Source organism: Spirosoma flavus (assembly GCF_054778555.1).
On the sequence record NZ_BAAGZL010000005.1, the window covers coordinates 16,247 to 42,708 of the forward strand.

Annotated in this window: 24 protein-coding genes; 13 read left to right on the plus strand and 11 right to left on the minus strand. The window is 48.4% G+C overall.

The window, feature by feature from the left end:
• Positions 1-22 precede the first annotated feature (22 nt).
• The gene (locus ACYVF1_RS23805) at positions 23-3,088 is read right to left on the minus strand and encodes a SusC/RagA family TonB-linked outer membrane protein (RefSeq protein WP_461083610.1); all 3,066 of its coding nucleotides are present in this window, start codon (positions 3,086-3,088) and stop codon (positions 23-25) included.
• 254 nt (positions 3,089-3,342) lie between these two features.
• On the opposite strand from ACYVF1_RS23805, the gene ACYVF1_RS23810 reads away from it, so the two are divergent.
• The 4 genes from ACYVF1_RS23810 (at position 3,343) to ACYVF1_RS23825 (ending at position 7,345) form a co-directional block, all read left to right on the plus strand.
• Positions 3,343-4,080: an IclR family transcriptional regulator gene (locus tag ACYVF1_RS23810; protein WP_461083612.1), complete on the plus strand. Its 738-nt coding sequence runs from the start codon at positions 3,343-3,345 to the stop codon at positions 4,078-4,080.
• A 429-nt stretch (positions 4,081-4,509) separates the two neighbouring features.
• Positions 4,510-4,941, plus strand: coding sequence for a hypothetical protein (locus ACYVF1_RS23815; RefSeq protein ID WP_461083614.1), 432 nt, complete (start codon positions 4,510-4,512; stop codon positions 4,939-4,941).
• 83 nt (positions 4,942-5,024) lie between these two features.
• On the plus strand, positions 5,025-6,065 hold the full coding sequence (locus tag ACYVF1_RS23820; protein WP_461083616.1) for a metallophosphoesterase family protein: 1,041 nt from the start codon (positions 5,025-5,027) through the stop codon (positions 6,063-6,065).
• 20 nt (positions 6,066-6,085) lie between these two features.
• The gene (locus ACYVF1_RS23825) at positions 6,086-7,345 is read left to right on the plus strand and encodes an arsenic transporter (RefSeq protein WP_461083618.1); all 1,260 of its coding nucleotides are present in this window, start codon (positions 6,086-6,088) and stop codon (positions 7,343-7,345) included.
• Positions 7,346-7,637: 292 nt separating this feature from the next.
• On the opposite strand, the gene ACYVF1_RS23830 is transcribed toward ACYVF1_RS23825, so the two are convergent.
• A complete protein-coding gene (locus ACYVF1_RS23830) occupies positions 7,638-8,399 on the minus strand; it encodes a nuclear transport factor 2 family protein (protein WP_461083620.1) in 762 nt (253 codons plus the stop codon).
• Positions 8,400-8,595: 196 nt separating this feature from the next.
• Positions 8,596-9,465 carry a helix-turn-helix domain-containing protein gene (locus ACYVF1_RS23835; RefSeq protein ID WP_461083622.1) on the minus strand — a complete coding sequence of 290 codons (870 nt, stop codon included), beginning with the start codon at positions 9,463-9,465 and terminating at the stop codon, positions 8,596-8,598.
• A gap of 133 nt (positions 9,466-9,598) precedes the next feature.
• On the opposite strand from ACYVF1_RS23835, the gene ACYVF1_RS23840 reads away from it, so the two are divergent.
• The 4 genes from ACYVF1_RS23840 to ACYVF1_RS23855 all read left to right on the plus strand — a co-directional run bounded on the left by ACYVF1_RS23840 (position 9,599) and on the right by ACYVF1_RS23855 (position 14,341).
• Positions 9,599-10,318, plus strand: a complete 720-nt coding sequence (locus tag ACYVF1_RS23840) for a hypothetical protein (RefSeq protein WP_461083624.1) — start codon at positions 9,599-9,601, stop codon at positions 10,316-10,318.
• Positions 10,319-10,600: 282 nt separating this feature from the next.
• Positions 10,601-11,842 (plus strand): MFS transporter, encoded by a 1,242-nt coding sequence (locus ACYVF1_RS23845; protein ID WP_461083626.1) that lies wholly within the window; start codon positions 10,601-10,603, stop codon positions 11,840-11,842.
• Positions 11,843-12,126: 284 nt separating this feature from the next.
• Complete coding sequence (locus ACYVF1_RS23850; RefSeq protein WP_461083627.1) at positions 12,127-13,053, plus strand: hypothetical protein; 927 nt, start codon at positions 12,127-12,129, stop codon at positions 13,051-13,053.
• Positions 13,054-13,147: 94 nt separating this feature from the next.
• Entirely contained in the window at positions 13,148-14,341 is a 1,194-nt protein-coding gene (locus ACYVF1_RS23855; protein WP_461083629.1) for a PepSY-like domain-containing protein, read from the plus strand.
• Between the two features lie 156 nt (positions 14,342-14,497).
• Here ACYVF1_RS23855 and ACYVF1_RS23860 read toward each other — a convergent pair whose 3' ends face one another.
• From ACYVF1_RS23860 to ACYVF1_RS23890, 7 genes are all read right to left on the minus strand, one after another.
• A complete protein-coding gene (locus tag ACYVF1_RS23860) occupies positions 14,498-14,956 on the minus strand; it encodes a DoxX family protein (protein ID WP_461083631.1) in 459 nt (152 codons plus the stop codon).
• A 116-nt stretch (positions 14,957-15,072) separates the two neighbouring features.
• Positions 15,073-16,431, minus strand: coding sequence for a sensor histidine kinase (locus tag ACYVF1_RS23865; RefSeq protein WP_461083633.1), 1,359 nt, complete (start codon positions 16,429-16,431; stop codon positions 15,073-15,075).
• A 25-nt stretch (positions 16,432-16,456) separates the two neighbouring features.
• Positions 16,457-17,140, minus strand: a complete 684-nt coding sequence (locus tag ACYVF1_RS23870; RefSeq protein WP_461083635.1) for a response regulator transcription factor — start codon at positions 17,138-17,140, stop codon at positions 16,457-16,459.
• The gene (locus tag ACYVF1_RS23875) at positions 17,140-17,805 is read right to left on the minus strand and encodes a hypothetical protein (RefSeq protein WP_461083637.1); all 666 of its coding nucleotides are present in this window, start codon (positions 17,803-17,805) and stop codon (positions 17,140-17,142) included. The genes ACYVF1_RS23870 and ACYVF1_RS23875 overlap by 1 nt, the downstream gene beginning before the upstream one ends.
• A gap of 120 nt (positions 17,806-17,925) precedes the next feature.
• The gene (locus ACYVF1_RS23880) at positions 17,926-19,659 is read right to left on the minus strand and encodes a gliding motility-associated C-terminal domain-containing protein (RefSeq protein WP_461083639.1); all 1,734 of its coding nucleotides are present in this window, start codon (positions 19,657-19,659) and stop codon (positions 17,926-17,928) included.
• A 344-nt stretch (positions 19,660-20,003) separates the two neighbouring features.
• Positions 20,004-20,180, minus strand: coding sequence for a hypothetical protein (locus ACYVF1_RS23885; protein WP_461083641.1), 177 nt, complete (start codon positions 20,178-20,180; stop codon positions 20,004-20,006).
• A gap of 111 nt (positions 20,181-20,291) precedes the next feature.
• Positions 20,292-20,570 (minus strand): hypothetical protein, encoded by a 279-nt coding sequence (locus ACYVF1_RS23890; protein WP_461083643.1) that lies wholly within the window; start codon positions 20,568-20,570, stop codon positions 20,292-20,294.
• A 205-nt stretch (positions 20,571-20,775) separates the two neighbouring features.
• Here ACYVF1_RS23890 and ACYVF1_RS23895 point away from each other — a divergent pair, with 205 nt between their 5' ends.
• From ACYVF1_RS23895 to ACYVF1_RS23915, 5 genes are all read left to right on the plus strand, one after another.
• A complete protein-coding gene (locus ACYVF1_RS23895; RefSeq protein ID WP_461084263.1) occupies positions 20,776-20,937 on the plus strand; it encodes an LOG family protein in 162 nt (53 codons plus the stop codon).
• 361 nt (positions 20,938-21,298) lie between these two features.
• On the plus strand, positions 21,299-22,213 hold the full coding sequence (locus tag ACYVF1_RS23900; RefSeq protein ID WP_461083644.1) for a YihY/virulence factor BrkB family protein: 915 nt from the start codon (positions 21,299-21,301) through the stop codon (positions 22,211-22,213).
• Positions 22,214-22,811: 598 nt separating this feature from the next.
• Positions 22,812-23,105 carry a hypothetical protein gene (locus ACYVF1_RS23905; protein ID WP_461083646.1) on the plus strand — a complete coding sequence of 98 codons (294 nt, stop codon included), beginning with the start codon at positions 22,812-22,814 and terminating at the stop codon, positions 23,103-23,105.
• A gap of 796 nt (positions 23,106-23,901) precedes the next feature.
• A complete protein-coding gene (locus ACYVF1_RS23910; protein ID WP_461083648.1) occupies positions 23,902-24,060 on the plus strand; it encodes a hypothetical protein in 159 nt (52 codons plus the stop codon).
• Between the two features lie 843 nt (positions 24,061-24,903).
• Positions 24,904-25,059: a hypothetical protein gene (locus ACYVF1_RS23915; protein WP_461083650.1), complete on the plus strand. Its 156-nt coding sequence runs from the start codon at positions 24,904-24,906 to the stop codon at positions 25,057-25,059.
• A 178-nt stretch (positions 25,060-25,237) separates the two neighbouring features.
• Here the strand turns inward: ACYVF1_RS23915 and ACYVF1_RS23920 are convergent, their stop codons facing one another.
• A complete protein-coding gene (locus ACYVF1_RS23920; RefSeq protein WP_461083652.1) occupies positions 25,238-26,449 on the minus strand; it encodes a DUF3179 domain-containing (seleno)protein in 1,212 nt (403 codons plus the stop codon).
• Positions 26,450-26,462 lie beyond the last annotated feature (13 nt).

Here is a 26,462-nt window from a genome sequence, read left to right on the forward strand (position 1 = left end):
ATGCTTAGGTATACGATTCGGTTTAGAAGCCGAGGTTGATGCCGAACAGGAACGTTTTGTACTGTGGATAAGACGCATAGTCGAAACCCAGATCCGTTACCGTGCTGCTGTACGAATTGGCTTCGGGGTCGACACCCGTATAGCGGGTAAAAGTGAACAGATTCTGGGCCGTTGCATACAGTCGCAGGTTGCTTACCCGAATTTTTTGAAGCAAGGCGGAGGGTACATCATAGGCGAGTGTCACTGTTTTTACCCGCAGATAGGAGCCATCTTCCAGCCAGCGGGTTGAGCTACGGCGGTTACCTCCCGGATCGGTATGGTCGGCGCGGGGAATGTCAGTAATGTCGCCTTCTTTCCGCCAGCGGTTCAGGGCTCGCTTCGAGGCATTGGCAAACTGGAAAAGACTTTCGCTAACCGTACGTGTACCATTATACGTATCATTGCCGTAGCTGAACTGAAGCAACGCATCCAGCTGAAACTGTTTGTATTGTAACGTATTGGTGAAACCACCCGTAAATTTGGGGAGCGCGTTACCGATCACAACCCGGTCGCGGTCGTCGATGATGTTGTCGCCGTTCTGATCAACAAATCGCATATCTCCTCCCCGGTACAAATAACCCGTAGCGTTGTCGGCCCGAACCGGGCCGCCGGAGCGGCTGTTTTCGTTTTCTGCCGACGTAGCATAGACGCCGTTGGTCTGCCAGCCGAAGAACGCTCCAATGGACTCCCCTTCACGTAACAACCCGAACGTGCGAGCCTGCCCGAAGCCCGAGCCACCCCGTAAATTAATGATATCGTTACCATTGTAGAGCTTCGTAATCTTGTTCTTATTAAAGCTAATGTTAAAATTCGACGTCCAGCGTAGCCCATTGGGTTGGTCGAGGTTGGTGGTGTTCAAATTGAACTCAATACCCCGATTTTCGGTGTTACCCACATTCTGTAGTGCCGAAACGAAGCCCGACGTGTTGGGTAGCTGCACGTTGAGCAGCAGATTACTCGTCAGTTTCTGGTATACATCCACACTCAGGTTCACCCGGTTTTTCATAAAAGACAAGTCAGCCCCCACGTTGAATTGGTCGGTCGTTTCCCACTTCAGATCCGGGTTGGCAATGGCCGTTGGCCCTACCCCGTTTTGGCCAATATACCCAAGTCCGGTTGAGAAAGCGCCCTGCGCGGTATAGTTGCCGATACCACCCTGGTTACCCGTGCGGCCATAGCTTGCCCGGAGCTTCAAATCGCTGACTATCGACGATATACCCTTAAAGAAATCCTCCCGACCGACCTGCCAGCCCAACGAAGCCGCCGGAAACAGGCCGTAGCGGTTGTTAGCCCCGAACTTCGACGAACCATCTCGCCGAAGGCTGGCTTCGAGGTAGTATTTATTAGCGTAGATGTACCCAACCCGGCCAAAGAGTGACGACAGCCCATTGGCCGATTTTGCCGATGTCGCCTGAGTTGGCGTGGAGGCCGCGTTCAGGGTTTCAATGTTGTTAGTCCCGTAATCGCGGGCGGCTGCCGAGTTACTCGCCAAAGCATTTTCCAATTGACTATAGCCCAACAGGGCGTTGATTCGGTGCTGACCAAAGGTATTGACATACGTCAACGTATGCTCGTATATCCAGTTTGTCTCATCGGTGTAGGCCGAACTCCCGTTGGCAACGGTCAGTCGACGGGAGTTAGACGGCTGGAAAAAATCGTTCCGGGAAGTGATTAAGTCAGCGCCCCAGGAGGTTTTAAGCGTTAGACCGGGTAGGATGGTGTATTCAGCAAAGGCATTGGCGAGCAGGCGGTTCCTAACGTTGAACCGGGTTTCCAGATTAGAAACAGCGATTGGGTTCATAATGCCCGAAATATCTTCAAGGAAATAGGTTCCATCCGTTGCAAATACGGGGTTGACGGGCGCTTTGAACAAAGCGGCCTGGAACACGCCATCTTCGTTTTCGGGTGAGCTGTTGGTTTCGGCGCGGGTAAAGTTGATGCTGGTCCTAATTTTCAGTTTGTCGCTCGCCTGGTAATCCAGATTCAGCTTGCCGGTGTAGCGTTTATAATCGGTGGAAACCAGCACGCCTTTTTGCTTGAGCAAGGCCCCACTTAAGTAAAACTTGAGTTTGTTTTCTCCACCCCGGATGGCCAGTTCGTAGTTATCCATGCCGCCGGTCTGCACCAGTTCATCGACCCAGTTTGTGTTGGCAATTCGTCCATTACCACCAATGATTCCGTTTTCCGGCAGAATGAAACCGTATAGCGACGTTACGCCCGTTCCGGTAGCCCGCTGGTCCTGAATCAACTCGATAAATTCGCGGGAATCCATCAGCTTGGGTAACCGTTGCCGATCAACCTGCTGAACGGCTTTGTAATAATTGAAGCTAATCGATGCCTTGCCAGTTTTGCCCCGCTTGGTGGTAATCAGTACCACACCGTTGGCCGCCCGAGAGCCGTAGATGGACGAGGCAGCCGCATCCTTCAGAATTTCCATCGATTCGATGTCATTCGGGTTAATATCGGACGAGTTACCTTCAAAAGGCAGGCCGTCAATTACATAAAGTGGGTTGTTGCCCGCATTAATGGACGTAGTACCGCGTACTCGGATAGTGAAGTTAGTTGCGCCCGGTGCGCCCGTGTTTTGCACAATTTGTACCCCCGCCGTCCGTCCCTGCAACAGCGCAACGGGCGAGGCTACAGGCAGGTTCTGAATCTCCTTACCACTGACCGATGATATAGCGCTGGTAACGTCGCGTCGTTCTTTGGTTCCGTACCCTACGACCACGACTTCATTAAGCGATTTGTTATCCTCCACCAACGTAATATCCAGCTGACTACGGCCGCCGATCAAAACACGCTGGGTCACGTAGCCAATGTAGGAAAAGACAACTGTGCTGCTGGCGGAAGGTATGTTTAACCGATACGTACCATCGACTCCGGAGGTTGTACCGGACGTGGTACCTTCAACTGATACGTTCACGCCAGGTAGCACCTCATGTCCCAACTCCGAGGTAATCCGCCCTGAAACAGTCAATGGCTGTCCGTAGGCGATTCCTACACGCAATAGCCCAATAATCAGGCATAACTGGTAGGTAAATTTATTCATTTGGTTTAGGGTTTTTCAATTTCAATAATGTAAAATACGACTCAATAATGATGTTAGTATGAGTTGTATTTCTGGTTTTGCCAAACTTTTTAGCATATTTTTGTTTCACAGATGAAAAAAAATATGCTAAAAATTATACTATGATATCACAAATGGCTTTTTCAATCATTAACCGATTATTTCATTAATAATAGAATAATATAGTCATTGTCTTTTTATTGAAATAATTAATTTTACAATATAAAATAAAAATCATGATTCAGGTTATAAACCGTGCCTTTGACATTTTAGAATACGTGGCCACCGAATCCAACCGGCCTAAATCGTTAAGCGAAGTTGCCGAAGCAGCCGGACTGAATATGGGGACCTGTGCCAACATCATGAAAACGATGGTAAATAGGCGGTACCTGGATCAGGTTGGTCCAAAAAAAGGCTATTGTTTGGGATCGCGGGCATATTGGTTAACGGGCAATACATCGTATCGGAAGGACATTCTGGAAGCGGCCAATCCGGTATTGGCGGCCCTGTCCCAGCAACTCGACGAAAGCTGCATTCTGGCCGTTCTCAATGGCGACCAGCGCCTGATTATCCACCGCGAGTTGTGCGATCAGCCTCTTCAAGTGCAGACCTCAAACGAAAAACATGCGTATGATTCGGCGTCCGGCCGGTTGTTAGTAAGTCTTCAGAACGATGCAGATCTGGTTAAATTTAAAAATCGGTACGGCCTACCCACACCTGAATTATGGGAAGAAGCGGCCAGCGAACCAACTTTTTATAGCCAGATTCAAACGATACGGCAACAGGGTTACGCCTTTCAAGAAAGTAAGCGGCAGGTTGTTGGGTATGCTGTTGGCGTCTATAGGCAACAGGAAGTAGTGGCTAGCCTAAGCGTCTATTTACCGGCTTACAGACATACGCCCGAAAAAGCTAGTGCAGTGCTAACCGGACTACGAGAGACTGCTGAGCAAATTAACCAGAGGTTAAGATCGTAGCATGCAGATCCGGACTACTAGCCAGCGAATTGGTTTGAGTCGCGAATGGCTCGTTGGGGGTATACTCGGCAGACGATTAATTTAATAATAATCCGTAAACAACGGCTTTTTGCCCAAATAGTTGAGCAAGTTCGTAGCAAAGCGCCAACGTACACAGCAAAGAGTTAATTGAGTTCTTAATCGAATATCCCCTCAGAGTTACTTTGCTGATCCGCCGAATTATACATTTGATGGAGAAGTGCTCATTCATTACTCAACGTATTATGACTTATGACTCAATCTACATCTCAAAATTCAACTAAGTACCACGTTTTATGGCCGCTTTAGGTGCTAAAATTTTTCATGGCCAATATGCAAACGAGCATTAGCCCTTTTCTAAGGGTATTTTTATTAGCTCATGGTTAGCAAAATGGCCTGATTGGCTCGGTCATGACCATTGTTGGGGTGGCCGGTATGTTGATGACTGCGCCCGCCGGAGCGCTGATTGACGCCACCAAGCGGAAACGGAAATATGTGGTTGTTGCAGTCTTATTTATCACATTGACTTCTGGAATCATACTTTTGTCGCAAAAATTCTGGTCAGTCAGTATATCTCAGGTTGCCACGGTCATCGCCGGTTCGGCCATTGGCCCCGCCATCGTTTTTCGTGCTCCTGGCCTTATAAGGATTAGGGGCATCCTTGAGTCCGGCTATTGGTGGGTGGATGGCTCAGCAGATCGGTTATTCATCTACGTTCTTGATTTTCATTCGTCTCTATCGGTTTGTGGGTACTATTTGCCGATTCACTTAAAGCCGCCTGTAGCACCAAAGCACCTGCCGTTATCCAAGCATAACTCTACTATGATTATTCCATCTATTTAGTCGTTAAAGAATTTCCCGCTTTTCTTCGCCCACATCGGCGATTTGCACATTACCCAGCCCAAGCAACAGAAGCACATGGATTTTTGTTTATAGTAGCCCAACTCGAAACCGAATGCGGCTGCGCGCTTGATTTTGTAGTTTTACTAGGTGATTACACCGATAAAGGGTTGCCGATTCAGTACAAATGGGTGGCTACGGCCCTGAAAATGCTTAGCGTTCCGGTCTACTGTATTCCCGGCGATCATGACATGAAACAGAAAAGTCTGGATGCATTTTACGGACAATTACAGGCAGAAACTTTGCCGATATCGAGACGTATACGAGGTGTTCGCTGTCTGTTTTTAGATATATGCAGCACTGGCAACGGTGGACCGGATTTTCGATTGGGCAGTTCGCAAGGTCAATGGTTAAGTCAGGAGATGGCAAATGCCCAAGCCAACGGCGAGCGAATCGTTATTTTTATGCATACCTACCCGGCTGATTTAGTCGATCCGCAGGAAACCCATTTTTTGAATAACCTCATCGCTCAGCACGACGTGGTGTTGGTCGATATGGGGCATACGCATTACAACGAATTGACCAACGACGGGCATGTGATTTTCTCGGCAACCCGATCTACAGGTCAGATCGAGGAAGGGCCAGTTGGCTATTCGCTGATTTCCGTTGACAACGGAAGTGTTAGCTGGCGATTTAAAGCGCTTCATGACGCCTTTCCGTTTGTCATGATCACCAGTCCAGCCGATTACCGGCTTCGTCGGGACGAAGCGCCTATCCCATCAGATACTATAGAGGTGCGAGCTAGTATACTGGGAGCCAATGCTCTGCAAGCCGTAGCCGTCCGACTGAATGACATCGATTGGACGCCTATGACTTTATCAAGTGATCAGCGCAGTTGGTTAGCCACGATTAGTGTGCCATCCGCTGACCCGTTGGAACTGACCGTCGAAGCCATCGATAGTAGCGGCCGACTAGGACGGCACACTATACAATTAACTACACCCAATCAACGAAAAATCGAACGAGTAAAAAATGGAAGCGACGCCGATTCTATTGGAGACTGGCCTGAAAATGGGATTTTTGGAACGCAATTAGGTCCTAATCGAAACGGCAAACCAACTTCCTGAGTACGTTTTAATAACTAGACATGACATCTTTTTCCATCTGGATTATCACCATTTTATCGATTGCCGGAGTCATTTTTCGTCCCTTCAAAACACCAGAATTCATTTGGGCGGTTGGGGGAGCCGTCTTACTGCTCGTCCTCGGCTTGATTACGCCTACTGAAAGCCTGTCGGGAATTGCCAAGGGAATGGACGTGTACCTATTTCTGACCGGCATGATGCTGCTGGCCGAAACCGCTCGCGAAGAGGGCCTTTTCGACTGGCTGGCAGCCCACGCAACCCAACGAGCCAACGGATCGGCCAGCCGACTTTTCGGGCTAATTTACCTGGTGGGCGTAGTGGTTACCACCTTTTTGTCGAATGACGCTACGGCCGTTGTGCTTACCCCAGCCGTAGCGGCCGCGGTGAAAACGGCGAAGGTTAAAAATCCGTTGCCCTATCTATTTATCTGTGCGTTTATCGCCAATGCTGCTTCGTTTGTGTTACCGATCTCAAACCCGGCCAATCTGGTTATTTACGGTACGCACATACCTCCTTTACTGGTCTGGTTAGCGCATTACGCATTGCCCTCCGTTGTCTCGATTGCCGCTACCTACGCAATCCTTCGCTTTACGCAGCAGAACGAATTGCGCGAGTCCGTGGCCCAGGACATTTCGATTCCAACCTTGTCGCCGGGTGGACGACTTGCCATTATCGGCATTTCCGCTACTGCGCTCATTTTGTTAGGGGCTTCGGCGCTCGACAAACCCCTGGGTCTGCCAACGGCCATCACCGGTATTCTCACCTCAGCGCTGGTATTGATCCGGGCTAGAAAAAATTCCTGGGTGGTTATTAAGGACGTTTCCTGGGCGGTTTTGCCGCTAGTAGCAGGGCTATTTGTGCTGGTAGAAGCGCTGGCCAAGACGGGCGTTATTCAGGAGCTAACTTCACTATTGCGTGCTAGTACTGCTAATTCAGTATCGGAGACGACCTGGCTGAGTGGCATCGGCGTAGCGATTGCCTGTAACTTGGTCAATAATTTACCTGCCGGGTTGATTGCGGGCACAGTCGTTCAGGCCGGACAGGTTCCTGAAGCAATTAAAAGTGCGATCCTGATCGGCATTAATCTGGGGCCAAATTTATCAGTAACAGGCTCGCTGGCTACGATTCTTTGGCTGGTGGCCTTACGTCGGGAAGGACAGTCGATCAGTGCGTGGGAATTCCTCAAATTAGGTGCCTTAGTCATGACCATTCCGCTACTCTGCACGCTGGGCACGATCTGGCTCTATTATCGTTACTTTTGAAAGAGTGTCTAAAAGTATATTTTGTCACGCTGACCTGTCCGCTGGTGCGGAAGGAAGCATCTCAAATTTTCCCGTTCGACCAGCAAGAAAGCTGTTTAGACTTTCCTACAACAGACGTTTTTGTCATGCTGACGAAGGAAGCATCTCAACGTTTCCTAATTACCGAGTAAGGAAACATTAAGGTGCTTCCTTCGTCAGCATGACAAAAGACAGACGGCTACTTTTCAAAGTATTTCTGAAAGCTTAAATCAGCCAAGAATGCCTACTTCCTAGACTGGAAGGCAACGGCTACTTAGAATTTGCCGTTATCGTTTTTCCATTCCGACCGAGCTGGTAGGGTTTCAATTGTATCCCAGTGTTCAGCAATCTTGCCATTTTCTATTCGGAAAAGATCGTAAAACGAGGTTGGCTTCCCACCGAACGTACCTTCGCTCAACGTCAGTACGAAATTGCCTTCACCGAGTACCTGATGAATTTTGTTGTATTTCATGGTGATACCCTGCTTGGCCATAGCTTCCAGTGCGTTGCCTAAGCCAGAAAGGCCATCGCCGATTGATGGGTTGTGCTGGATATAATTGTCACCGTTAAAATAAGCCGCGATCTTTTCCATCCGCCCATTGACCAGAATGTCATCCAGAAATGATCGAACGAATGCTTTGTTGGCTTCGGTCTGACTGGCATCTATAACCTGCGTCGTGCCATCGATCATCGAATGCCCGCTGGGATTTGCTGCCGCCGGTTTTTCCTGTAGATTGTCCCAGTGCTCAACGATCTGCCCATTCTCGAATCGGAACACGTCAAAGCCAATCTTGGGGCCGAAGAAATTGTAATCCGTATGGGCAAAAACGTAATCCCCATCGCCAAACACCCGCACCGTATTTACCTTGGCTGAGCCTTTTGGCAAGTGTTGAAGCAAGGCACCAAATCCCGCTAAGCCATCGGCAACACCCAGATTGTGCTGAATGTATTTGGCCGGATTAATAACCGCTGCTGGCCCGGATTCGCCAGTCTCAATGCTTTTAAGTAGCGCAACTACCTGATCTTTTTTGTTCATGGTTTCTATCTTCTTTTGTCCGTAACCAGTGGAAGCCGTACCTAACCCAAGAGCTAGGGAAAGCAATAAAGTGGTTGTGAAAAATTGGTTGATTTTCAATGCTTTGCTCTTTGTTTCTGACTTTGCAAAGGTTGCCTAATCAGCCACGGGAAGAAAGATAGAAGTCGGAGAAATGATGATCAAAATGCGAAATAGATCAGTCGGCGAACGGTTTGCGGAATTCAGCGGGTGTTTGACCGACGTGCTGCCGGAAAAACCGGGAAAAATTGGTGGGCTCCTCGAAACCGAGCGTAAACCCAATTTCTTTAACCGATTGGGTCGTATAGACCAGTAGTCGCTTGGCCTCTAATACAATACGCGCTTCGATGAGCTGTTTGGGCGTTTTTCCAACCGATTTAGCCACGGCCTGTTGAAGGCGCCTTTCGGTAATGGCCAGTTGCCGGGCGTATTGGTTGACGGAGCGAAGTTGGAGAAACTGCTTTTCCAGCAAGTCGGAGAAACGCAGCGTATAATCTAAATGAGGCCCTTTTTTGATTTCGGCAAACCCTTGTCGGCGTCGCTCCCGATCCGCCAACAGCAATAAATTATGAACCAGGTTTTGCAGCACAGCAGCATGAACCGGATCATTTGGACCTGCCAATTCATGCTGTACTTGCCGAAGAATGGTCGTTAGATCCGTGCTGGTTTGGTTCAGTTGAACGGTAGGAATATCCAGCAGGTCATGAAACAGAATGGTGTTTCGCAGAAACTGAGCACTTTGGGGTTCCTGCGCAAAAAACGCATCGGTGAATAATAACATCCAGCCCTCATAATTACCTGTTGGATCAAAGTGATGAACTCGGTTCTTATTGATAAACAGGAGTGTATTGAGCTCAATATCAATAGAAATAAAATCTACCGTGTGAACGGGTGTACCCTGAGTAAACCAAATAATATGGTAAAAATCGGCCCGGTGCGGTTGGATAAGGCTGGATTGGTGCTTACGAAAGAGGGTTGAAATAGGTATTAACTCAATCTCAGCGGGTAAGCCAGGTTTAAAGTCATAGGTTTTAATAGAATCAGGCATCGTTACGGTTTATTGTGGGCACGTCAGCACGGTACGTATCCTTAAGCTGGAACTTAAGATAAATTAATCTTTTTCTCAGATCATCCTTAGAAGGGTGCGGTAGGTTTGCCTTCGTAATCAATCAATTACTGTTATGAAACGCAATCATCAAATTTCATTTCTGCTTTTACTAGTCGGCCTGGCCGCTACATTTACGACACAAGCACAACCTCCCATCGGCCCTGGCCTTGGTGGTCCCGGTGGACCTGGCCCAGTTGCCTTAGCTGGTCCTCGCCCTCCACAAACTACGGGCATGGTTGCCTTGACAAGCCTGTCAGGTACGGTTCAACAGTTCACTGCCAATGACGAATCCGTTCTGGATGGATTTACCCTTAATACCGGTTCGAAAACAGTCGCTGTTCAGTTTCCTGCTCACCTGGGCCAAGCGATCCAGGCTGCTGGTAAGGCAGGTAATAAAGTGACAATAACCGGAATATCCGACGTTACGCCCGAAGGAGTATCTGTTTTCCGGCTGGTCAGCCTAACCAATGGTCAAACCGTCGTGACAGATACGCCACCAACGGCTCCAGCCGTACTTCCTACGCCAACGCCCATTACCGTGAAAGGAAAAGTGGTTGACTATCAGTTAGACCGACAAGGACAGGTAAATGGATTACGCTTGAGCGATCAGACGCTGGTTCGGGTACCTCCTCACGTAGCGGCTCAACTCATGACCATAGCGCCTAAGGAAAGTACGATTTCGGTGGATGGTTATGTACACCCGATCGGAGAAGGACAAGTCAGATTGACTAAACAGACCATTGTCGAGGCTTCTACGATCACCGCAAACGGGCAATCGTTCCTGGTCCGTTAGCTGCGGACCTTAGATGATTTCTTGTTTATCGGCATAGTTCATTGGATTCATATTGGCATCTGCATTGAATCCAATGAACTATGCGTAATCCAGTAGCAGTACTAGGTGTTTTTCTCTACAGTCATCTAAGTATTACATTATAACAATCCTCAAGTTAACCTATTGACAATCATTGGAATAATTGCCAATTAATCCATCTAACTAATCTGGCACAATAGTTAAGCAATCTCTACAATGATGTTTCACCAGTTAATTCACTCAACGCTAGTTCATCATTAAAAGATGGTTAAAATATCGCCGAAACCAACTATCCGACAACCCAGTTTAGGCAGCCTGCGAGCGCTGGATGCCGCCAATTTTTTCCTAGCTGATGTTCGCGACGGACTAGGTCCTTATCTGGCTATTTACTTATTAACAACTTTGCACTGGGATGCGCAAAACATCGGTATTGCTATGTCGGTAATGGGCATTGCCACCGTAGTTGCGCAGACACCAGCGGGTGCTTTGGTCGACCGGACTCGCCGGAAACGGGCTTACTCGATTGTTGCTTCGCTTCTGATTGCCTTTGCTGCCATCATCACAATTACCGTACCGACCTATTCAGTTATTCTGGGCGGGCAGGCCATTATGGGTGTGGCAGCCGCCTGGTTTACCCCAGCGGTTGCCGCGATTACGCTGGGATTAGTTGGGCCAAAAGCACTGGACAGGCGGGTGGGCCGCAACGAAACCTTCAACCACGCGGGGAACGTATTTGCGGCTCTGTTAGCCGGATTACTGGGCTATTACGTGAGTACAAAAGGCATCTTTCTGCTGCTGGCGGGCATGTCATTCCTAAGTAGCCTGTCGGTCTGGCGCATTCGGGAAGAAGACATCGATCATCAATTGGCCCGAGGTTGTACGGAGGAAGAGGAAAAAGCCAATGATGATAAGCCCTCTGGCTGGCAGGCGCTACTCAGCAATCGGTCGATTCTCTTTTTTGCGCTGGCCTGTGTGCTCTTTCATTTTGCCAATGCCGCGATGCTGCCTCTGCTCGGTCAACGACTGGCCCAGGGCATTAATGCGGGAGCGTCTTCGGCTTACATGTCGGCCTGCATTATTGTCGCGCAGCTCGTCATGATTCCGGTGAGTTATCTGACTGGAAAACTAGCCCCTAATGGCCGCAAGCGACTGTTACTGATTGGCTTTGCGGTGCTGCCTATCCGTGGTTTGCTCTATACCTTAACGAGCGATCCGATTTTGCTGGTAGCAATTCAGATTCTGGATGGCGTTGGCGCGGGAATTTTTGGTGTTCTTTCCATTTTGATTGTCTCGGACCTGACGCGTGGGTCGGGGCTGTTCAACACGACGCAGGGAGCCATTGCTACGGCCGTCGGTCTGGGATCTTCCTTGAGCAATGCCTTTGCCGGGATGCTGTTGCAGCAAACCAGTTACAACGTCTCTTTTTTGACCCTGGCTGCGCTGGCTATCGTTGCTCTGGCTGTATTGTGGTTTTTCGTGCCGGAGACAGGCCCTCAGACGAGCTAACTTCTTTAGTGCATCTATGACGAAGGGTGAACTGTCTTTTATTTTCGACAACTGAATTAACTACGAGCCTGTATAAACTTTTGAAAAACAGGCTCGTACATGGGTGTTTTTGTCATTCTGACGAAACTTGTGAGTTGGGATAATTTAAGATTCTTCCTTCGTCAGAATGACAAAAAGCACTCTCGAATAAAAGTTTAAACAGGTTATACATGACCACCTATAGATTCCATCATTTACCGAGTCTCCTGATAAGTTTACTTTTTGTCGCTACGTTAACCAGTTGTATGACCTCTCGGCAGACCGCATACACCTTAACAAAGGTTGCCAGTGATAATTGCGCGATTGACTCCAGCGGTACGTCAGGTTACGTCTTTCACCCCGTTGACTTAGTGCCCGGCTCAGCAGACGATACGTTGCTCCGCCATCGCTACGGCGAGCGTGGTCTTCGAATGGCACAGGCTATAGGACTTACTACGTTACTGGTACAGGCGACGCAACTGGAACAGCAACAAAAATCCGATCAGCCAGCGTCGAATGAATACCTGACCATCCGACAAAAAATGACGGATCAGCTTCAACTGGCCAGCTTCGATATTGCCACGGCAGTTGCGGTGGTCGATTGTGACAGCAAACGGGCAACCTTGACCGCTACTTTACTGACCCGACAGGAAAACAGTAGGGAAAAGCGCATGACCATCAGCGCCATCACAACCGGTGCGTTGACCGCATTAACGGTTGGCTTACTCAAATTAGGCGATCATGAAGATGCGGGTGAGTGGGTCGGTATTGGAGGTGGCTTAGCCGAAGCGGGCCTGGGTATAACCTCTTTGTTGCAGAAGCCTCCTAAGGCCGACTATCGGCACCAACGTAATCCGCTACGTGAAATTTGGACGCATCCGGCCACATCAACCGTTTTTCCGCCACTGGTCTGGTATTATCTCAACAAACCCAAATCGGGAGGCAATCCCTCGCTGATCGACGGCCTGCGTAGTCGATGGGGTCTTCTGGTTTCGTTAAATGCCGAAGCGAAGAAAGCGCGTAATCGCAGGCATCAGGAAGTGAATTATTTTGGAGACGGAGATGATTATACGGCTGAAGAATTAACCGTCCGTTCGACAATGTTGGGACAGCTAGCTACCGAACTTCAACTGATGAACAACGATTTAACCATTCTGCTTAACGAGATTGTACGACCATCTGTAAAGCGATAATGGACTCGTAAAATTCACGTTTGGAATTAATTCTATCTTAAGGAAATCTTCATCTGGCGGGGGCAACTTTGGTTCATTAACACAAACAAAGCCAATGAAACGAACCCTTTTATCTGTTGCCGTACTAGTGGCGTTGCTGACTTCGAGTTGTAGCAAAACGGCGATGGTTCCTGATCAAACCCAGGCGACTGAAACCAGTGTGCTGTTTGGTGCTCGTGTGTCAGCCGGTTTAGTTGCCTTGCCAACCTCAACCTTACCGTCGGCGGTGAAAACCTATCTGGATCAGAATGCGGCCGGGTACACGCTGATTCGCGTCGAGAAACTGGTGCAGCCTGGAACCACAACGTCCCTGGGCACCAAAGTGACGGTGCTGCAAAATGGCGCCCCCGTCGATTATTTCTTTGATACAAGCGGGAAGCCAACTACCCGGCCTGCCGGTCCACGTGGCGAAGTCGTTACGCGATTGACGGCAGCACAATTGCCTGCTTCGGTAAGCAGTTACCTCAGCCAGACGTACGCCGGTTATCAGCTTGTCATTGCGGAATCGATGCAAATTAACGGAACGGCGCAGGAATACCGGGTGCAAATCCTGACAAACAACCAGCGAGTCGATGTTCATTTCGATGGATCAGGGACCTTCCGGGATGCACATACGGCGCCAAGCAACTTAGCTACCACGCACTCGGTCAGCTACGTTACGCGCGACAATCTGCCAAGTGCGATCAAAACGGCGTTGAGCAGCAGCACCTATTCAGCTTATACGTATGGCTGGGCGGAGCAACACGTTCACGACGGAACCACCACGTATGACATTAAATTGTTCAACAATGGCCAACTCGTCGTGCTGCATTTCGACACGACAGGTGCCCAGGTAGCCCCTGCGGGACCGGGCGGTCCAGCCGCTCCGGGTTCAACAACGGCGGTAGCGGGCCCAGGCCCTAAAGCGGGTGGCCCGACTCCTCCAGCATCCGGTACAGCAACACCGCCAGCCTCGGGTACGGCTACTCCACCAGCCTCGGGCACAGCTACGCCACCTGTTGCGGGTACTATGACACCGCCCGCTGCGGCTAACCACCAGATTATTCTGGATGCCTCGAAGTTGCCATCGGCTGTTACGTCCTATTTGCAGGCTAACTTTAGTGGCTATACCTTCCTGGCGGCAGACATGCACACGCCCCCAACAGGAACCACTGGCGAATACAACGTCGATCTGGTCGTTGGGCAGCAATTGTATAAACTTCGGTTCTCGGCCTCCGGTGAGTTATTAATGGCCGAAGCAAGAGGGTAATTGCCGTTATGAAGCGTTGAATGGATTATTGAGGCCAGTTTCTACAGGGATTGGCCTCAGTAATTTTTAAAGAGTATGAACGCTGGAGTAGGATGAAGAGGCTCGGCCGCTCGTCTTTCTGTTATCCCATCTCACGACTATAGACAGAAGGGCTTACTAAAAAGCCTTACTATTCTTACCTATTTCTGCGTCTACACTAGCTTTACCTCCTCCCGCAATTAGTAAAATCAGTGTCAGCCCAAACAGCAGAATAAAGTATTCGAGGCCCTCTTCTTTGTTGGCTTCAGCGCCCCAATTCATAAAGAAGCCAGAATGTAAATGGGAGCTTACCACGATGCCAATGAAGTTGCCCAGAATTCCTAGTGCGGCTATGCGGGTGCCTACGCCAAGGATAAGCATCAGTGGTCCAAAAAACTCAATCAGAATCACAAGCAATCCCAGAATCCAGGGAAGCCCAACCGATCCGGTTAGAAAACTCATTGTTCCCTCGAAGCCACCTCCGCCAAACCAACCTAGTAATTTTTGTGCTCCGTGTGGAAATACGACGACCGCCAAAGCCAGCCGGGCAATTAAAGGCGTTACGTTAGCCGGATTTGTTACGAATAGTGATTTCATACTACGCTTTTTGACACTCTGATGTTAACCTAATGGAATTCGGCGCAAATTGTGACTTTCAGCGCGATTGTTTGTAGTTGTCTTCCGTTTACGGGAAAGATAACGACAGGAAACGATCAACTTCCTGCAAGTTTTACGACCTGCTGTTTACAATCGAAGCGAATTTCAGCCCGAAACGTATCATTCGTTGCCGATACGGTAAGGGAGCCGCCCATCAACCGAACAATCTGGTGGCTAATCCAGAGGCCTAACCCGTAGCCATCGTGGCGACTGTCGGCCTGATAAAATTCGCGGGTCAATCGATCTGGGTCGGGTATTGGAACGCTTGTTAAGTTGGTTAGTGACCAGATAATTAGTGCATTTTCTGCGGTAATACTTAGGTCGAGCTGGGTGTTTGGCCGGGCGTATTTGACCGCATTGTCGAGCAGATTTAAGAGCACATTAGTCAGCTTATCCTGATCGGCCTGGATGCTGAGCGAAGGGGCTGTATCATCTAATTGAACGGCCAGGTAAAGCTGTCGCTGATTGATAGACGTGTGATATCGTTCCGTCAAGTGTAGCGTCAGATCGTCGAGTTCGATGAGTTCCGGACGTAGTTGTAGCGTACCGGCCCGAAGTTGGCTCATCGCCAGCAGATCATCCACCAGACGACTCAGTCGCCTTAATTCCGCTAACTGACTGGCTAAAAAACGACGCTCCCGGTCGTTGATAGCTTCCCGCTGGGCCACTTCGATTTCGGTACGTAAAATACTGAGCGGGGTACGTAGTTCGTGCGAAGCAGCCGCGAAAAAGTTGTGTTGCGTATCGACCGCCTGCCGAATCCGAGCCAGCATGTCGTTGATTGTATCGGCTAATTCCTGTAATTCATCGTCCGAATTTGGAGTCGGAATTGGCGTAACGTCTGCCGCCAGATTGACGGAACGGGCCGAGGTAATGATGGTTTTCAGCGGACGTAGTAGCCAGCCGCTTAGCCACCAGGCTCCCAGTCCGGACAGCACCATACTCAGCAGTAGGGTGCTCGTCAGTAGCCAGCCAATCGCTTGTAATTGATGGGCCAATGGTCGGTTGCTACGTCCAATTACAGTCGTTAGTTTGCCGTAGCCACCTTCGGCATTTCGAACATAGCGAGCCAGTTGAAACGTATCCGACTCGGAGATCGCATTGCCACTTAGGTTATTCGGGTAAGCCGGAAACCGCGGAGACTGATACAGCCGTTTGGTGAATCGTCCGGTGGTGTACCAGAGCGCCAGCACTTCGCCCCGATCCGGCAAGGGAATCACCAGCGGATAGAGAGATGTTCGTTCGGACAGTCGGGCCGCTCGATCGGTTAACGCTCTATTTTCCTGTTGAATTAGTACCTTTTTTACTTCGTGGAATACATAGGTAGCCGCTCCGGCAAACCCCAGGAAGAACGTAATCCCGAACACGAGGCCGATCTTTAACCGAATACTGCGAACCGGACGTAACAATACCATAGACGAACGACAGAGGGAGGACGGTTTAGTTGATCTCTAGCTTTCCCTTAAGTCGATAGCCAACCCCAACGACCGTTTCCAAAAGCGGAACTGTAAACCCCCGATCAATCTTTTTACGGAGCTGATGCACGTGTACTTCCACGACGTTACTGCCCCGGTCGAAATCCGATTCCCAGACTTTTTCGGTTAACTGCGCTTTGGTGATCACCCGGCCGGCTTGGCGCATTAGCTGCTCCAGCAATTGATATTCACGGGGCGTTAAGGCAATCGTTTGCCCCGCCCGACTCACCTGACGACTGGCCAGATCCATCATCAGATCATCGACGCGCCAGACGGCCAGCCGGCTCCCGGCATGGCTCCGCTGCACCGTACGAATCCGGGCCAGTAGTTCGTCCAGTTCAAAAGGCTTACGCAGGTAATCGACGGCCCCTAAATCCAATCCTTCCACGACGTGTTTGGACTGATTGAGGGCGCTCAGGATCATAACGGGTACGTCGATGCCGAACGCTCGCAGGGTACGTAGCACGTCGAAACCCGTCGTGCCGGGTAGCATCAAATCCAGCAGAATCAAGTCGTAGCCACCCACCGCTGCCAGTTCCAGACCAGCGGCCGCTGATAAGGCCGTATCGACCGTATAACCGGCTTGCCGAAGGCCTTTTTGCAGGTGTAAGACTAGCTTTTCTTCGTCGTCGATCAATAGTATTTTCATTAGAGTGCAAACGTTTGGCCTCGGATCGTTAAAGACGTTGGGTGTAACAAAGGGCGCCCGGTTCGGTTGACAAAACCCTCTGCGATTCGTTCGAACCCGGCAACGCCCAATCGTTGAACCCCTACGAGCAGCGAGCTAATCTGCTCAGACTGATGGGGTTTTAATTCAATTAAGTACTTGTCAGTCAGCAGGGCACTCAATCGCCCATGGTCATCACGCATCTCCTCAACCAATGGCCCTTCCGCCTGAACCAGCGGCCCTGATTGGGGTAGCGGGGGCGGTATATCGGCTAATTGGAGTCCGGTTTTTAATCTCCCATTTTGCAAGCGGATTAAGCGGTAAGCCGGTATATCTACCGCATCCGTTTCTGATGGTCGCACCCCGGGTCTGGGATGCCCTGGCCCACCGTGTCCTGGCTCGACTTCGGCTATTATCGACTGCCCAACTGCCGCCACTCGTCGAATTCGAGCCGCTGTGTGGGGAGGAAAAAGCAGGTGAACTTCCCCCGTTGTCGTCTTTAACCGCAGCCCGTCATAATCCCCAATCCGATTATAGAGGTAGTCAAGCACGCGCCCCGAAACGGACGTAGTTGTCTGGGCTTTCGCTTGTATCAGGATCATTAGCAAGAGAAAGCAGGTCAAAAAAGAAGGTAATAGTTTTTTCATAGGCAACAGGTGGGCGCTGGTAGATAAGCATTGAATAAGAGTACCTTTTTTTATAAAATATGTTTCGGTGAGCAATTTCGGAATAGCTGATTAACTATTGATTATCAGTTGGAATTAAGGTTATCTGACGAGTTGAACGGCACCCTTATAATCGGTCAAATCGCCGTTGGTTAGTTCGGCCTGAATCGTGTACGGATACACACCCGCGAGTACAGGTTGCCCCTGGTATTGTCCGTTCCAGCAACGGGTATGGTCCGACAGCGTTAGGTGTTCCTGGTGATAAATGACTTCGCCCCAGCGGTTGTAGATCGTCATTTTCCGAATCTGTTTAATGCAGGAGTTACCCTTAATCACCCAGTAATCATTCATCTGGTCGGCGTTGGGCGAAAAGGCCGTAGGCAGGTATAAGCCACATGGGATGACAGTAACCATAACGCTTTTGTCTTGTTTGCAAACCCCACTTTTGTCCGACACCTGTACCACGTACTGCGTTGTATTGGACGGTTTGGCCCAGGTTTGGGCACAAGTCGGGCAGCTTAACCGCTCAGTCGAATTCCACTGATAATTGTAGGTGCCCGGTGGCGTCGCCATAACTTCCAGTTGCGTGCTATCACCCTGCGTCATCGTTACTTCGGAGCTTACACGAATAGCCAGTTGGTTGACGGTTAATTGTGTAGTAACCAGGCTATCACAGCCCGACGAACCCGTGAAGCGATTGAGATAGGTGCCCGCCCGGCGATACGTTGAGTCGCCGACGGCCAGGCTACCTCCCTCGCAGATAACTACCTGTTGCGTGGATCGTCCCAGCGGCCTCACGGTCAGGGTCAACTTAACAGTGCTATCGCATAAAGAATTGCGGGTGATGGTACGTATAAACTGACCACTACTTCGATACGTCGTATCGCCCACGACAAAACCGTCGCCTTCGCAAATAGTCTTTACGAGTGCTGTTTCAACAGGCTTAAACATAATCTGATGATCGAGCTGGAACTCACAACTGGCATTTAGGCTCGAAAAGGGCGCGATTTTAACCCAGTATTTCTGACCAACAAACGCTTTCACCCGAATCGAGCGGGTCGTCTGGCCCGTATTCCAGGTATATTTTTCGAAACCATCGGGTGCGTTCAGGACAATATATCCGTCGGCATCGGGGCAGGCAGACGCTTGTTTGATTTCCGATTTGAGACACTGCGCGTCGAAATAAGCGTAGCCGAAGTGTCCATTGTGCGTACAGCCGTGCGCAGTTACCTCCACCGTGATGCGTTTGCCAACGTAGTTACGTAAATCAATCGCGCCAACGGTCCAGTTGCGGTACTGAATATCGCCCTGCGTTTTAAATCCATCGACCGTACCGGCGGCAGACACTTGCACATCGTAAAAGCTACAAGGTAGTTCCTGCCCGTCGCTGTCTGTAATTCGGATGGTGAAACCCGGTTTTTCGTAAGCCTCATGGTTAGCATTTTGCAGAATAACCGCCAGTTTATATTGAAACAATGTATTGTCGGACGTGACCACAAACGAGCCTTTAATGCGGTCGAAACGACTTCCCCGCGTTACGTTGCCAATGCGGATGGAATACGTACTACCGGGCGCCACCATTGGAATAGCCTCAGCCGTTATTTTAGGATCGTTACCATCGCTCAGGCGCGTGATGCGATGACCATTTTCAAACATACCAGTTATCTCGTTCTGAAAAATGACCTGCTGTCCTTGATTTGTAACTTGTCCATTAGTCAGCGTCCAGCCGTCGGTTGTTCCCTGCTCAAAGCCAATGTTCGCACAATCAAGCTGCTGGGCGAGAATTGGTGTGTTAATCACACTTATAAAAAAGATCAGGTAGATAGTTCGTTTCATCCCCAATTCAGTTAGCCATTTTCAGTAAGGCCAAACTAGTTGGGTGATTTAAAGACGAGCTTAGTATATTATTAAGTTTTCTTAAGGCGTCGATATGAAGTTGGGCATTTTACCTGTAACGTCATTTTTGTTCAATAATTCATTGTCTAGAATTTTTAGATTTTATATAAACTTCTGCGCATCAATGTCTTATAAAAGTATTATACTAGTACTTATCGTTCAGAAAAACGTCTGATTGAAAACGGGTGAACTGTCATAAAGCGGACAGGTGAATAGCTGTTGGATGAAGCCAAAAGATGAATCGAAGTTGTCTGCACATGCGGCCACCAGCCTGGGGACGCATTTCAGGCTTGAAGTGACTCCAGCGATAACAGCAGAGCGGACGTTTCGTAACTGATGCAGCGGAGCTTATGCTGCTCTTCCGGGTTATTCGACTCGTAGATGGTTTTGACTAAGTAGTTAGCAAACAGATCCAAGCGAGTTATCAAATCGGGTATGTCTTTGTCGGTGAAATCAGCCATGCCTGGTGGGATATACGGGGTAGTGATCGTGAATTTTGAGTCTACTTATTTACGCACTCGGGTAAGCCAGGTAGGGCAGGACGGTCCTGTAGGCTGGGGCTCATTTTGCCATCACTCATCCAGGAATAGCACGTAAACCAAGACCAGCAGCAGGGTGAGTAGTGGCAGGCAGCCTAAGCCGCCAACCACCCGCTCCAGGGTAGACAGCAGGGCCCATTGCCGGTAGAGCAGTGCTGTCTGTGCGCCGGAACAGACGGCTCCAATCAGGAACAACAAGCTGCCGCCAATACCCGCCCCTCCCTCAAATTTAGACGTGAACTGGGCGACCAGAATCCCACCTATACTAAACAGAAGTGATAGTGCTGACAGACCATACAGAGCCAAACGCATCTGAAATAAAGAGTAGTCTAAAGTGGATAAATCAGTAAAACGAGCCGCAAGTTATTTATTGGGCCAGGTAAAGGCCAGCCCCAATAAATAACAGGCAGAAATGAGTTAGTACTGAGTGATTTTATCTGGATGATACCCAGACTTGGACGAGTCAATTCGGCTGGGCTTATTTGTTATGTCTGGTTGACCGAACGGGGTAAGAACAATAAAAAACGCCACTGACTTCGAGTTTACCAATACCTTGCACGAGAGGAAAGCTAGATTGCTGGAGGGAGTAGATGGTCCGGTGACCTTACCAGGCGGAAGCGGTACATTGGAGGAGCTACTAGAAGCATTTACCCTTAAGCGGTTAGGTCATTTGACCTAACCTATCGTAATTTAAATACGATAGGCTTTATGATCTGGTACGAGAGATGTTAAAACGGTGCGTCCATGACTACTTCATGCATGAGAAACATTTGGAGATGTGGTTATTTGTGAACCGTCTGGAAGATTTTATTGGCACGTTGATACCGGCCGCCACTTGGGATAAAAGTGCAATAGCTTTTGCTACTAATAAGTAATTCTATTCATCTCGGTAAATGCTGATTTTACTAGTCTGCTCACAGATCGGTCACAGCTTGGTGTTGATTGGCTGTAGAGTTAGCTTGTTTCCGGCCGATTCATACTATGCTAAACTATGTGGCTTGACAGACCGTTAACCTGGAATAATTTACTGCCTACCCATTGTGAGAAAAGTTGCACCCATTTTGCGAATAATGGCTCAGGCGTTTGATAACCTCAAAGCAAACGATCCAATCCGGATGGCTGCGGCAACAGCCTTCTTTTCTTTTTTTGCCCTTCCCCCTATACTCATCATACTGAGTCAGCTATTTGGTGGCTTACTCAACAGCAATGATCGGCGGGTAAGCTGGCAACTCTTTCGTAAACTGGCCGATTTGTTTGGCGACCAGAGCGCTCGAGAACTGCAGAAGATTTCGCAAAATCTCCAGCAAGCCCCTACTACTGCTTTATCGACGGTTTTGAGCCTATTTATTCTGTTAATGGCCGCTACTACCTTGTTTGTAATTATAAAAAATTCGCTCAACCAACTTTGGAGCGTGAAACACGCTGCGAATCGAAACAGGTGGTATGGTTTGCTCGATCGAGTCATTGCCATCAGCATCATCCTTTTTTCGGGTATGCTGGTTTTGGCATCACTGGCCATTAACCACGCATTAGTCCGTGTCCATGAACAGGTGCTATCAGATTCTATTAGGTATGAATGGCTACGAATAACGGGGACGCAACTATTCTCAATAGGTACTCTGACTGTATGGATTGCTATTATGTTTAAGTACTTACCCGATATTCGGATTCACTGGTGGGCAGTTTGGATTGGGAGCCTGGTAACGAGTGTGTTGATTGAACTGGGCGAACAAGTGCTGGATCAACTGTTGATTCAAAGCCCGGTTCGCTTACTGTATGGCACTTCAGGAGGGATCATTTTGGTGCTTTTATTTGTTTTTTACGCATCCTTAATTTTTTATTTTGGAGCCAGTTTCACCCGCTACTATGCGGAGTGGATTCACTTGGAAGCCAAACCAGGTGCTCATGCCGTAGGGTATGAAATTACTGAAGTTGATGATGAATCATCGGCCTAAATTATGGTGAGATTTTAATAGAACAGGTGAAATCCTGACTTGCTGAAAACTCGGTTGTGTCTCTCCATACGTTCCCACTTGAGACGAAAGAGCGTTCATGTGTCTGCTTCATAATTGGAGCGTTTAGAGCGACTACATGATAAGATTCTGTACGCAGAAAGTTCTATCAAAGCTTTGTCATTCTGTGACAAGCTAACCAATATAGAAATGTAATATCACGTTGAAAAATTCGACTTAAGAGTCGAACAAAGATTTTCAGACGTTTCTTCAAAAATTTGAATCCAAAGATTTTACGGCCTTTAGGCTCGATTAATTATACAGTCACCCAATGACGAAGCAGAAATTTAGGATTTTGTATTTGGGAATGTTTTCCTTGCTATTAGTTGGTGATAAACTTCATTGAGGACATAACTGGTAAATCTTCATGCTTTGATTTATTAATCTTTAAGCTATCCAAAACTGATTGGTTCTACGTTGGATGGATTAAATGGAAATAAGTTGGTGAATGCGTAGTCTGACACCTTCAGGTCATAGCTTTATTAACCAAAGTCGATTTTTTGTGGTTTAGTTGATCTAACCAGTTTACTCAACGAAACGTATGAAAAAATTACTGATGATGGGCGCTATCCTGCTGGCTACCCTAGCAAGTGTTCAAGCCCAAACCAAAAACACGGCCCCTGTTACGGATGGAACTACTAAAAACAGTGGTGTTGGAAATGGCACCAATGGCTCGGCTTCTCCGCAGGGTACTTCAGACACAAAAGGGGCCGTTGGAGCAGATAACGGTACGTCTTATGGAAATCAGACAACGCAACCTGTAAGCCAAACAATGAGCAAAGAAGCTCGAAAAGAGCGCAAAATGAAGAGAAAGAATAAATCTGATAATCAATAGGTTAAATTAAAAGACCCGCTTTAAAAAGCGGGTCTTTTAATTTACGAGCTGCAGACACCAAAACGAGTAAAACTAGAATAAATCAGTAAACGTAGTTCACGTAACTATTACCTCCAGATAGGCTTTTTTCGCAGATCAGATACCGAGGGCATTATTATAATGTTGTTAGTCTGGAAGTACAGGGTGACAAAATTCTTATTGCTGGCCTTGAAGCCCCTAATCCTTCGTTCTGGCAGGATGATCTGCTCGCTTTTCTCAACGATCACCTCTCGACTTCAACTGATACGGGACGTAAAGCCAGCCAATTGCTGAAGTTTCTGCTTAAAGAATACTCGCCTGGTACATCTACGGTACTTCATTTCTTAGGTAATGCATGTAGCCAATCCGTTAGGATTCCGGATGCATCGTTTAGCTTTTCTACGTGCACCGCACCAATTCATTCCCCTCCGCCCGAACAGGCTGTTTAGCAATTCATTACGTCTGCGCTCATATGCAATCTTTAGCTTAAACTGCTATTGGTTTGTTGTGGCTTACTATCCTATATGAAATTTCGATGTAGGATGGCTCATGAATGACCGTTAGCTTACTTCTTTAGGTACACGAATAACCGTTTTACTTTTCCCGATAACGCTTGTCGAACATCCGTTCGGGTAGCTATTTAGTTATGTCCGATGCGGATGAACTAATGCACTCCTGATCTGCTTAATCGCGCTGTTCGGGTGAGTACTACTAGTACGTTTATTGGCACACTTATCTGGCGTGATGCAAATCCTGTCCCTATTGGATAGTTATAACAATGGCACATATACAATTGCCTGCTAACGCCATCGACTCATTTTCTCAGGGCGAATGCGGATTAATCGCTTCCTATACATCCCGGCGAAATGATTGTTTTTCTACTCAACGAGTTATGGCGCAGCCGCCGATTGTTTGTCAGCGCGCGACAATCACGTAGTAACCCAAAAATGAAATAATCGCGATATAGCGCCGATATCAGCTACAATGAAAGTACTGTTGAAAAATACCCAGTAGCGTACAACAGGGTGGCAAGCACGTTACTTCACAACAGATTAATGAGGCACACCATCAGGAAGCTACGGATCGGAACTCTCATGATACAGTGCTAGTTGCTGCAGCTTTATGCATGCAGAACCGTTACGTAGCTGGGCTGGCTACCTAAGATGACAGGACCCGGCGGTTTATGACGAAATGGGAGAGATGTTAGCTTTACAAGGACGACTGTACGCTACAGAAGTTCAGCTCGCTTAAGACAAAACCGGACCAATTGACCCGGCTTAAATTTTATATTAGGTTGGTAGTTCGTGATCCTCACCGGTTTGTACTGGTGAGGACATCTTCACAAACTTATGGCTTAATCATCTTATTTATTCCTTCTTTAGAAATGAGGTATTTAGCTGAATCGCTCTGAAAACAAATAAATGGAAAATGGCACTGCTGGTTTAGCTTGTGATGTTTCCAAAAGCCCGGATTAACGGGACCGCACTGGCGGAAAAGAAACCTCAATAATCCACAAAAAATGTCAATAATATAACGCTAGAAAGAAAGCTATTGGAGCAATCCTGATAACTATCCTGACTAACTCAGTCAGAGTTCATTCGGACTAATCCTCCAGACAAAAACGCCAGCTGTTTCAACAGAGCTGACGTTTGTCATTTATTAATCTGCCTAGTACTTGGCTGATAACTGGGTTTCGTTCAGGAATACAGGATTAGGTACGCTGACTCGTTTCTGGTCTTAAAATTACGTGGATTGCATTCTCAAACGTAGGCATCTGCTTATGCCTACTTACTTTACCATTCGCGATGATCTCGTTAACAACCCGATCAACGACGTATCGTTCCTTGCTCAACTTGCCTGTTTTAAATTGAAGAACGTCTCCTGGCTGGTAATGGGGCATGTATTCAAGCACCTGCCGAAAAATTTCGGTGTGTAACTCGCAGCTTAGTTCAATCGTGTAAACGATTAGTAGCCGCGTTACCAGAGATCCGTTGTTACCGTATATCGTAAATTCCATACGCCACGTGCCTAAAACAGGTACGGAAGTTACGAAGGAATCTACATTTATTCAAGCCCTTACGGACTTTACTTACCAAAAAGGTAGCAACGTAACGCTATTTGTCTGTATCAGGATGGAACGAGTGCCACGAATGCCAGAATTCCTGGTGCGCATTCGGAATGACTGTCAACTGCGTTCCGGCTAAAGGGCCAGAAATGCTACGTCCCCGCCAGGTCCAGTGAGAGTGTGTTTCTAGATCGATGAGTTGACCGGCAACGTAGTGAAACGTAAGTAATTTACTGTTGATACGTCGATTCCATACGCCAAACGATACGTTGTCAGATGACATTGCTACTAGTACGGGCTCTGAGCCAACCGTGTCGCTTATGATACGTTTTTCCTGAAGCTGATTCCAGTCGAAAGCTTTAGCATGGTTTCCGGTTTCTACGCCGATCACCCAGGATTTTGGCTGCCAGGAAGCCGAATCTCGTCGCGTCAGTTTTCCTTTCGATAAGCCGCGTTCGTAGTTTTTCATTTGTGCAAACTCGCTGGTGAATGTACTATCTGCCTGCAAAACGCGCGTATTGGGATGTTCGGCGGCCCATTCACGTAACGTCATCTGCCGAGCCGATAATTCGGGGAGGGCTTTACCACGTAGCGGGCCAACAATCGCTTCGCCCGTTGCCTGCCGCCACCAGCTACCCGTATGTTTATCCTCAAACATGGCATTGAAATGATCCATGCCTACCAGTCTGAATTCATCGGTTTTTCCATCCGCAATCGGGCTAAACACGCGTCCCGTACGGCAAACGGTGCAGTACGTAACCATGATCGATTGCCCGCCAACCGTGTCGCGCACCTGATGGTGATACCCAATCAACTGAATCGGATAAGCCGCAGCCTGTCCGTTCGTGGCGAACCCCAGCACAAGTTTATCCAGAGGAATTTTGTTCTGACTCAGGGGCACTACCTGTTTATGCTTAGGCTGAAGAAACATATGGTCGGCCATCATTTCCTGATTAACCATGTACAGCACGCCACCATAAGCTATTAGTAGCAATACCGCTACGTAGCGTTGCCATGTCCGACGCGGTTTAGAAAGGACAAGTAAGGTGGGATAGACCAGCAGCAGCAGCCCAAGTGCACGTAGCCAGCCGCCATTCGTGTGTAACCAATACGCTAGTTCGACCTGCTTCAGAGCTGCCTGAGCCGACGTACCGTCGAGACCGAGCTGGCTTCCCGGAAAGGGCATAATGAAATAGACACGGGCAATTTCGAAAAGTATTAGGAGAGTGAGGATAAGAAATAGAAAAAACGGTCGCTTCATCGAAAACGAATGA

Bases quoted from the DNA above. Each gene is read 5' to 3' on its own strand.
- ACYVF1_RS23805 (WP_461083610.1), bottom strand. From the start codon at position 3,088: ATGAATAAATTTACCTACCAGTTATGCCTGATTATTGGGCTATTGCGT.
- ACYVF1_RS23810 (WP_461083612.1), top strand. From the start codon at position 3,343: ATGATTCAGGTTATAAACCGTGCCTTTGACATTTTAGAATACGTGGCC.
- ACYVF1_RS23815 (WP_461083614.1), top strand. From the start codon at position 4,510: ATGACCATTGTTGGGGTGGCCGGTATGTTGATGACTGCGCCCGCCGGA.
- ACYVF1_RS23825 (WP_461083618.1), top strand. From the start codon at position 6,086: ATGACATCTTTTTCCATCTGGATTATCACCATTTTATCGATTGCCGGA.
- ACYVF1_RS23830 (WP_461083620.1), bottom strand. From the start codon at position 8,399: ATGAACAAAAAAGATCAGGTAGTTGCGCTACTTAAAAGCATTGAGACT.
- ACYVF1_RS23835 (WP_461083622.1), bottom strand. From the start codon at position 9,465: ATGCCTGATTCTATTAAAACCTATGACTTTAAACCTGGCTTACCCGCT.
- ACYVF1_RS23840 (WP_461083624.1), top strand. From the start codon at position 9,599: ATGAAACGCAATCATCAAATTTCATTTCTGCTTTTACTAGTCGGCCTG.
- ACYVF1_RS23845 (WP_461083626.1), top strand. From the start codon at position 10,601: ATGGTTAAAATATCGCCGAAACCAACTATCCGACAACCCAGTTTAGGC.
- ACYVF1_RS23850 (WP_461083627.1), top strand. From the start codon at position 12,127: ATGACCTCTCGGCAGACCGCATACACCTTAACAAAGGTTGCCAGTGAT.
- ACYVF1_RS23855 (WP_461083629.1), top strand. From the start codon at position 13,148: ATGAAACGAACCCTTTTATCTGTTGCCGTACTAGTGGCGTTGCTGACT.
- ACYVF1_RS23860 (WP_461083631.1), bottom strand. From the start codon at position 14,956: ATGAAATCACTATTCGTAACAAATCCGGCTAACGTAACGCCTTTAATT.
- ACYVF1_RS23865 (WP_461083633.1), bottom strand. From the start codon at position 16,431: ATGGTATTGTTACGTCCGGTTCGCAGTATTCGGTTAAAGATCGGCCTC.
- ACYVF1_RS23870 (WP_461083635.1), bottom strand. From the start codon at position 17,140: ATGAAAATACTATTGATCGACGACGAAGAAAAGCTAGTCTTACACCTG.
- ACYVF1_RS23875 (WP_461083637.1), bottom strand. From the start codon at position 17,805: ATGAAAAAACTATTACCTTCTTTTTTGACCTGCTTTCTCTTGCTAATG.
- ACYVF1_RS23880 (WP_461083639.1), bottom strand. From the start codon at position 19,659: ATGAAACGAACTATCTACCTGATCTTTTTTATAAGTGTGATTAACACA.
- ACYVF1_RS23885 (WP_461083641.1), bottom strand. From the start codon at position 20,180: ATGGCTGATTTCACCGACAAAGACATACCCGATTTGATAACTCGCTTG.
- ACYVF1_RS23890 (WP_461083643.1), bottom strand. From the start codon at position 20,570: ATGCGTTTGGCTCTGTATGGTCTGTCAGCACTATCACTTCTGTTTAGT.
- ACYVF1_RS23905 (WP_461083646.1), top strand. From the start codon at position 22,812: ATGAAAAAATTACTGATGATGGGCGCTATCCTGCTGGCTACCCTAGCA.
- ACYVF1_RS23910 (WP_461083648.1), top strand. From the start codon at position 23,902: ATGGCACATATACAATTGCCTGCTAACGCCATCGACTCATTTTCTCAG.
- ACYVF1_RS23915 (WP_461083650.1), top strand. From the start codon at position 24,904: ATGCCTACTTACTTTACCATTCGCGATGATCTCGTTAACAACCCGATC.
- ACYVF1_RS23920 (WP_461083652.1), bottom strand. From the start codon at position 26,449: ATGAAGCGACCGTTTTTTCTATTTCTTATCCTCACTCTCCTAATACTT.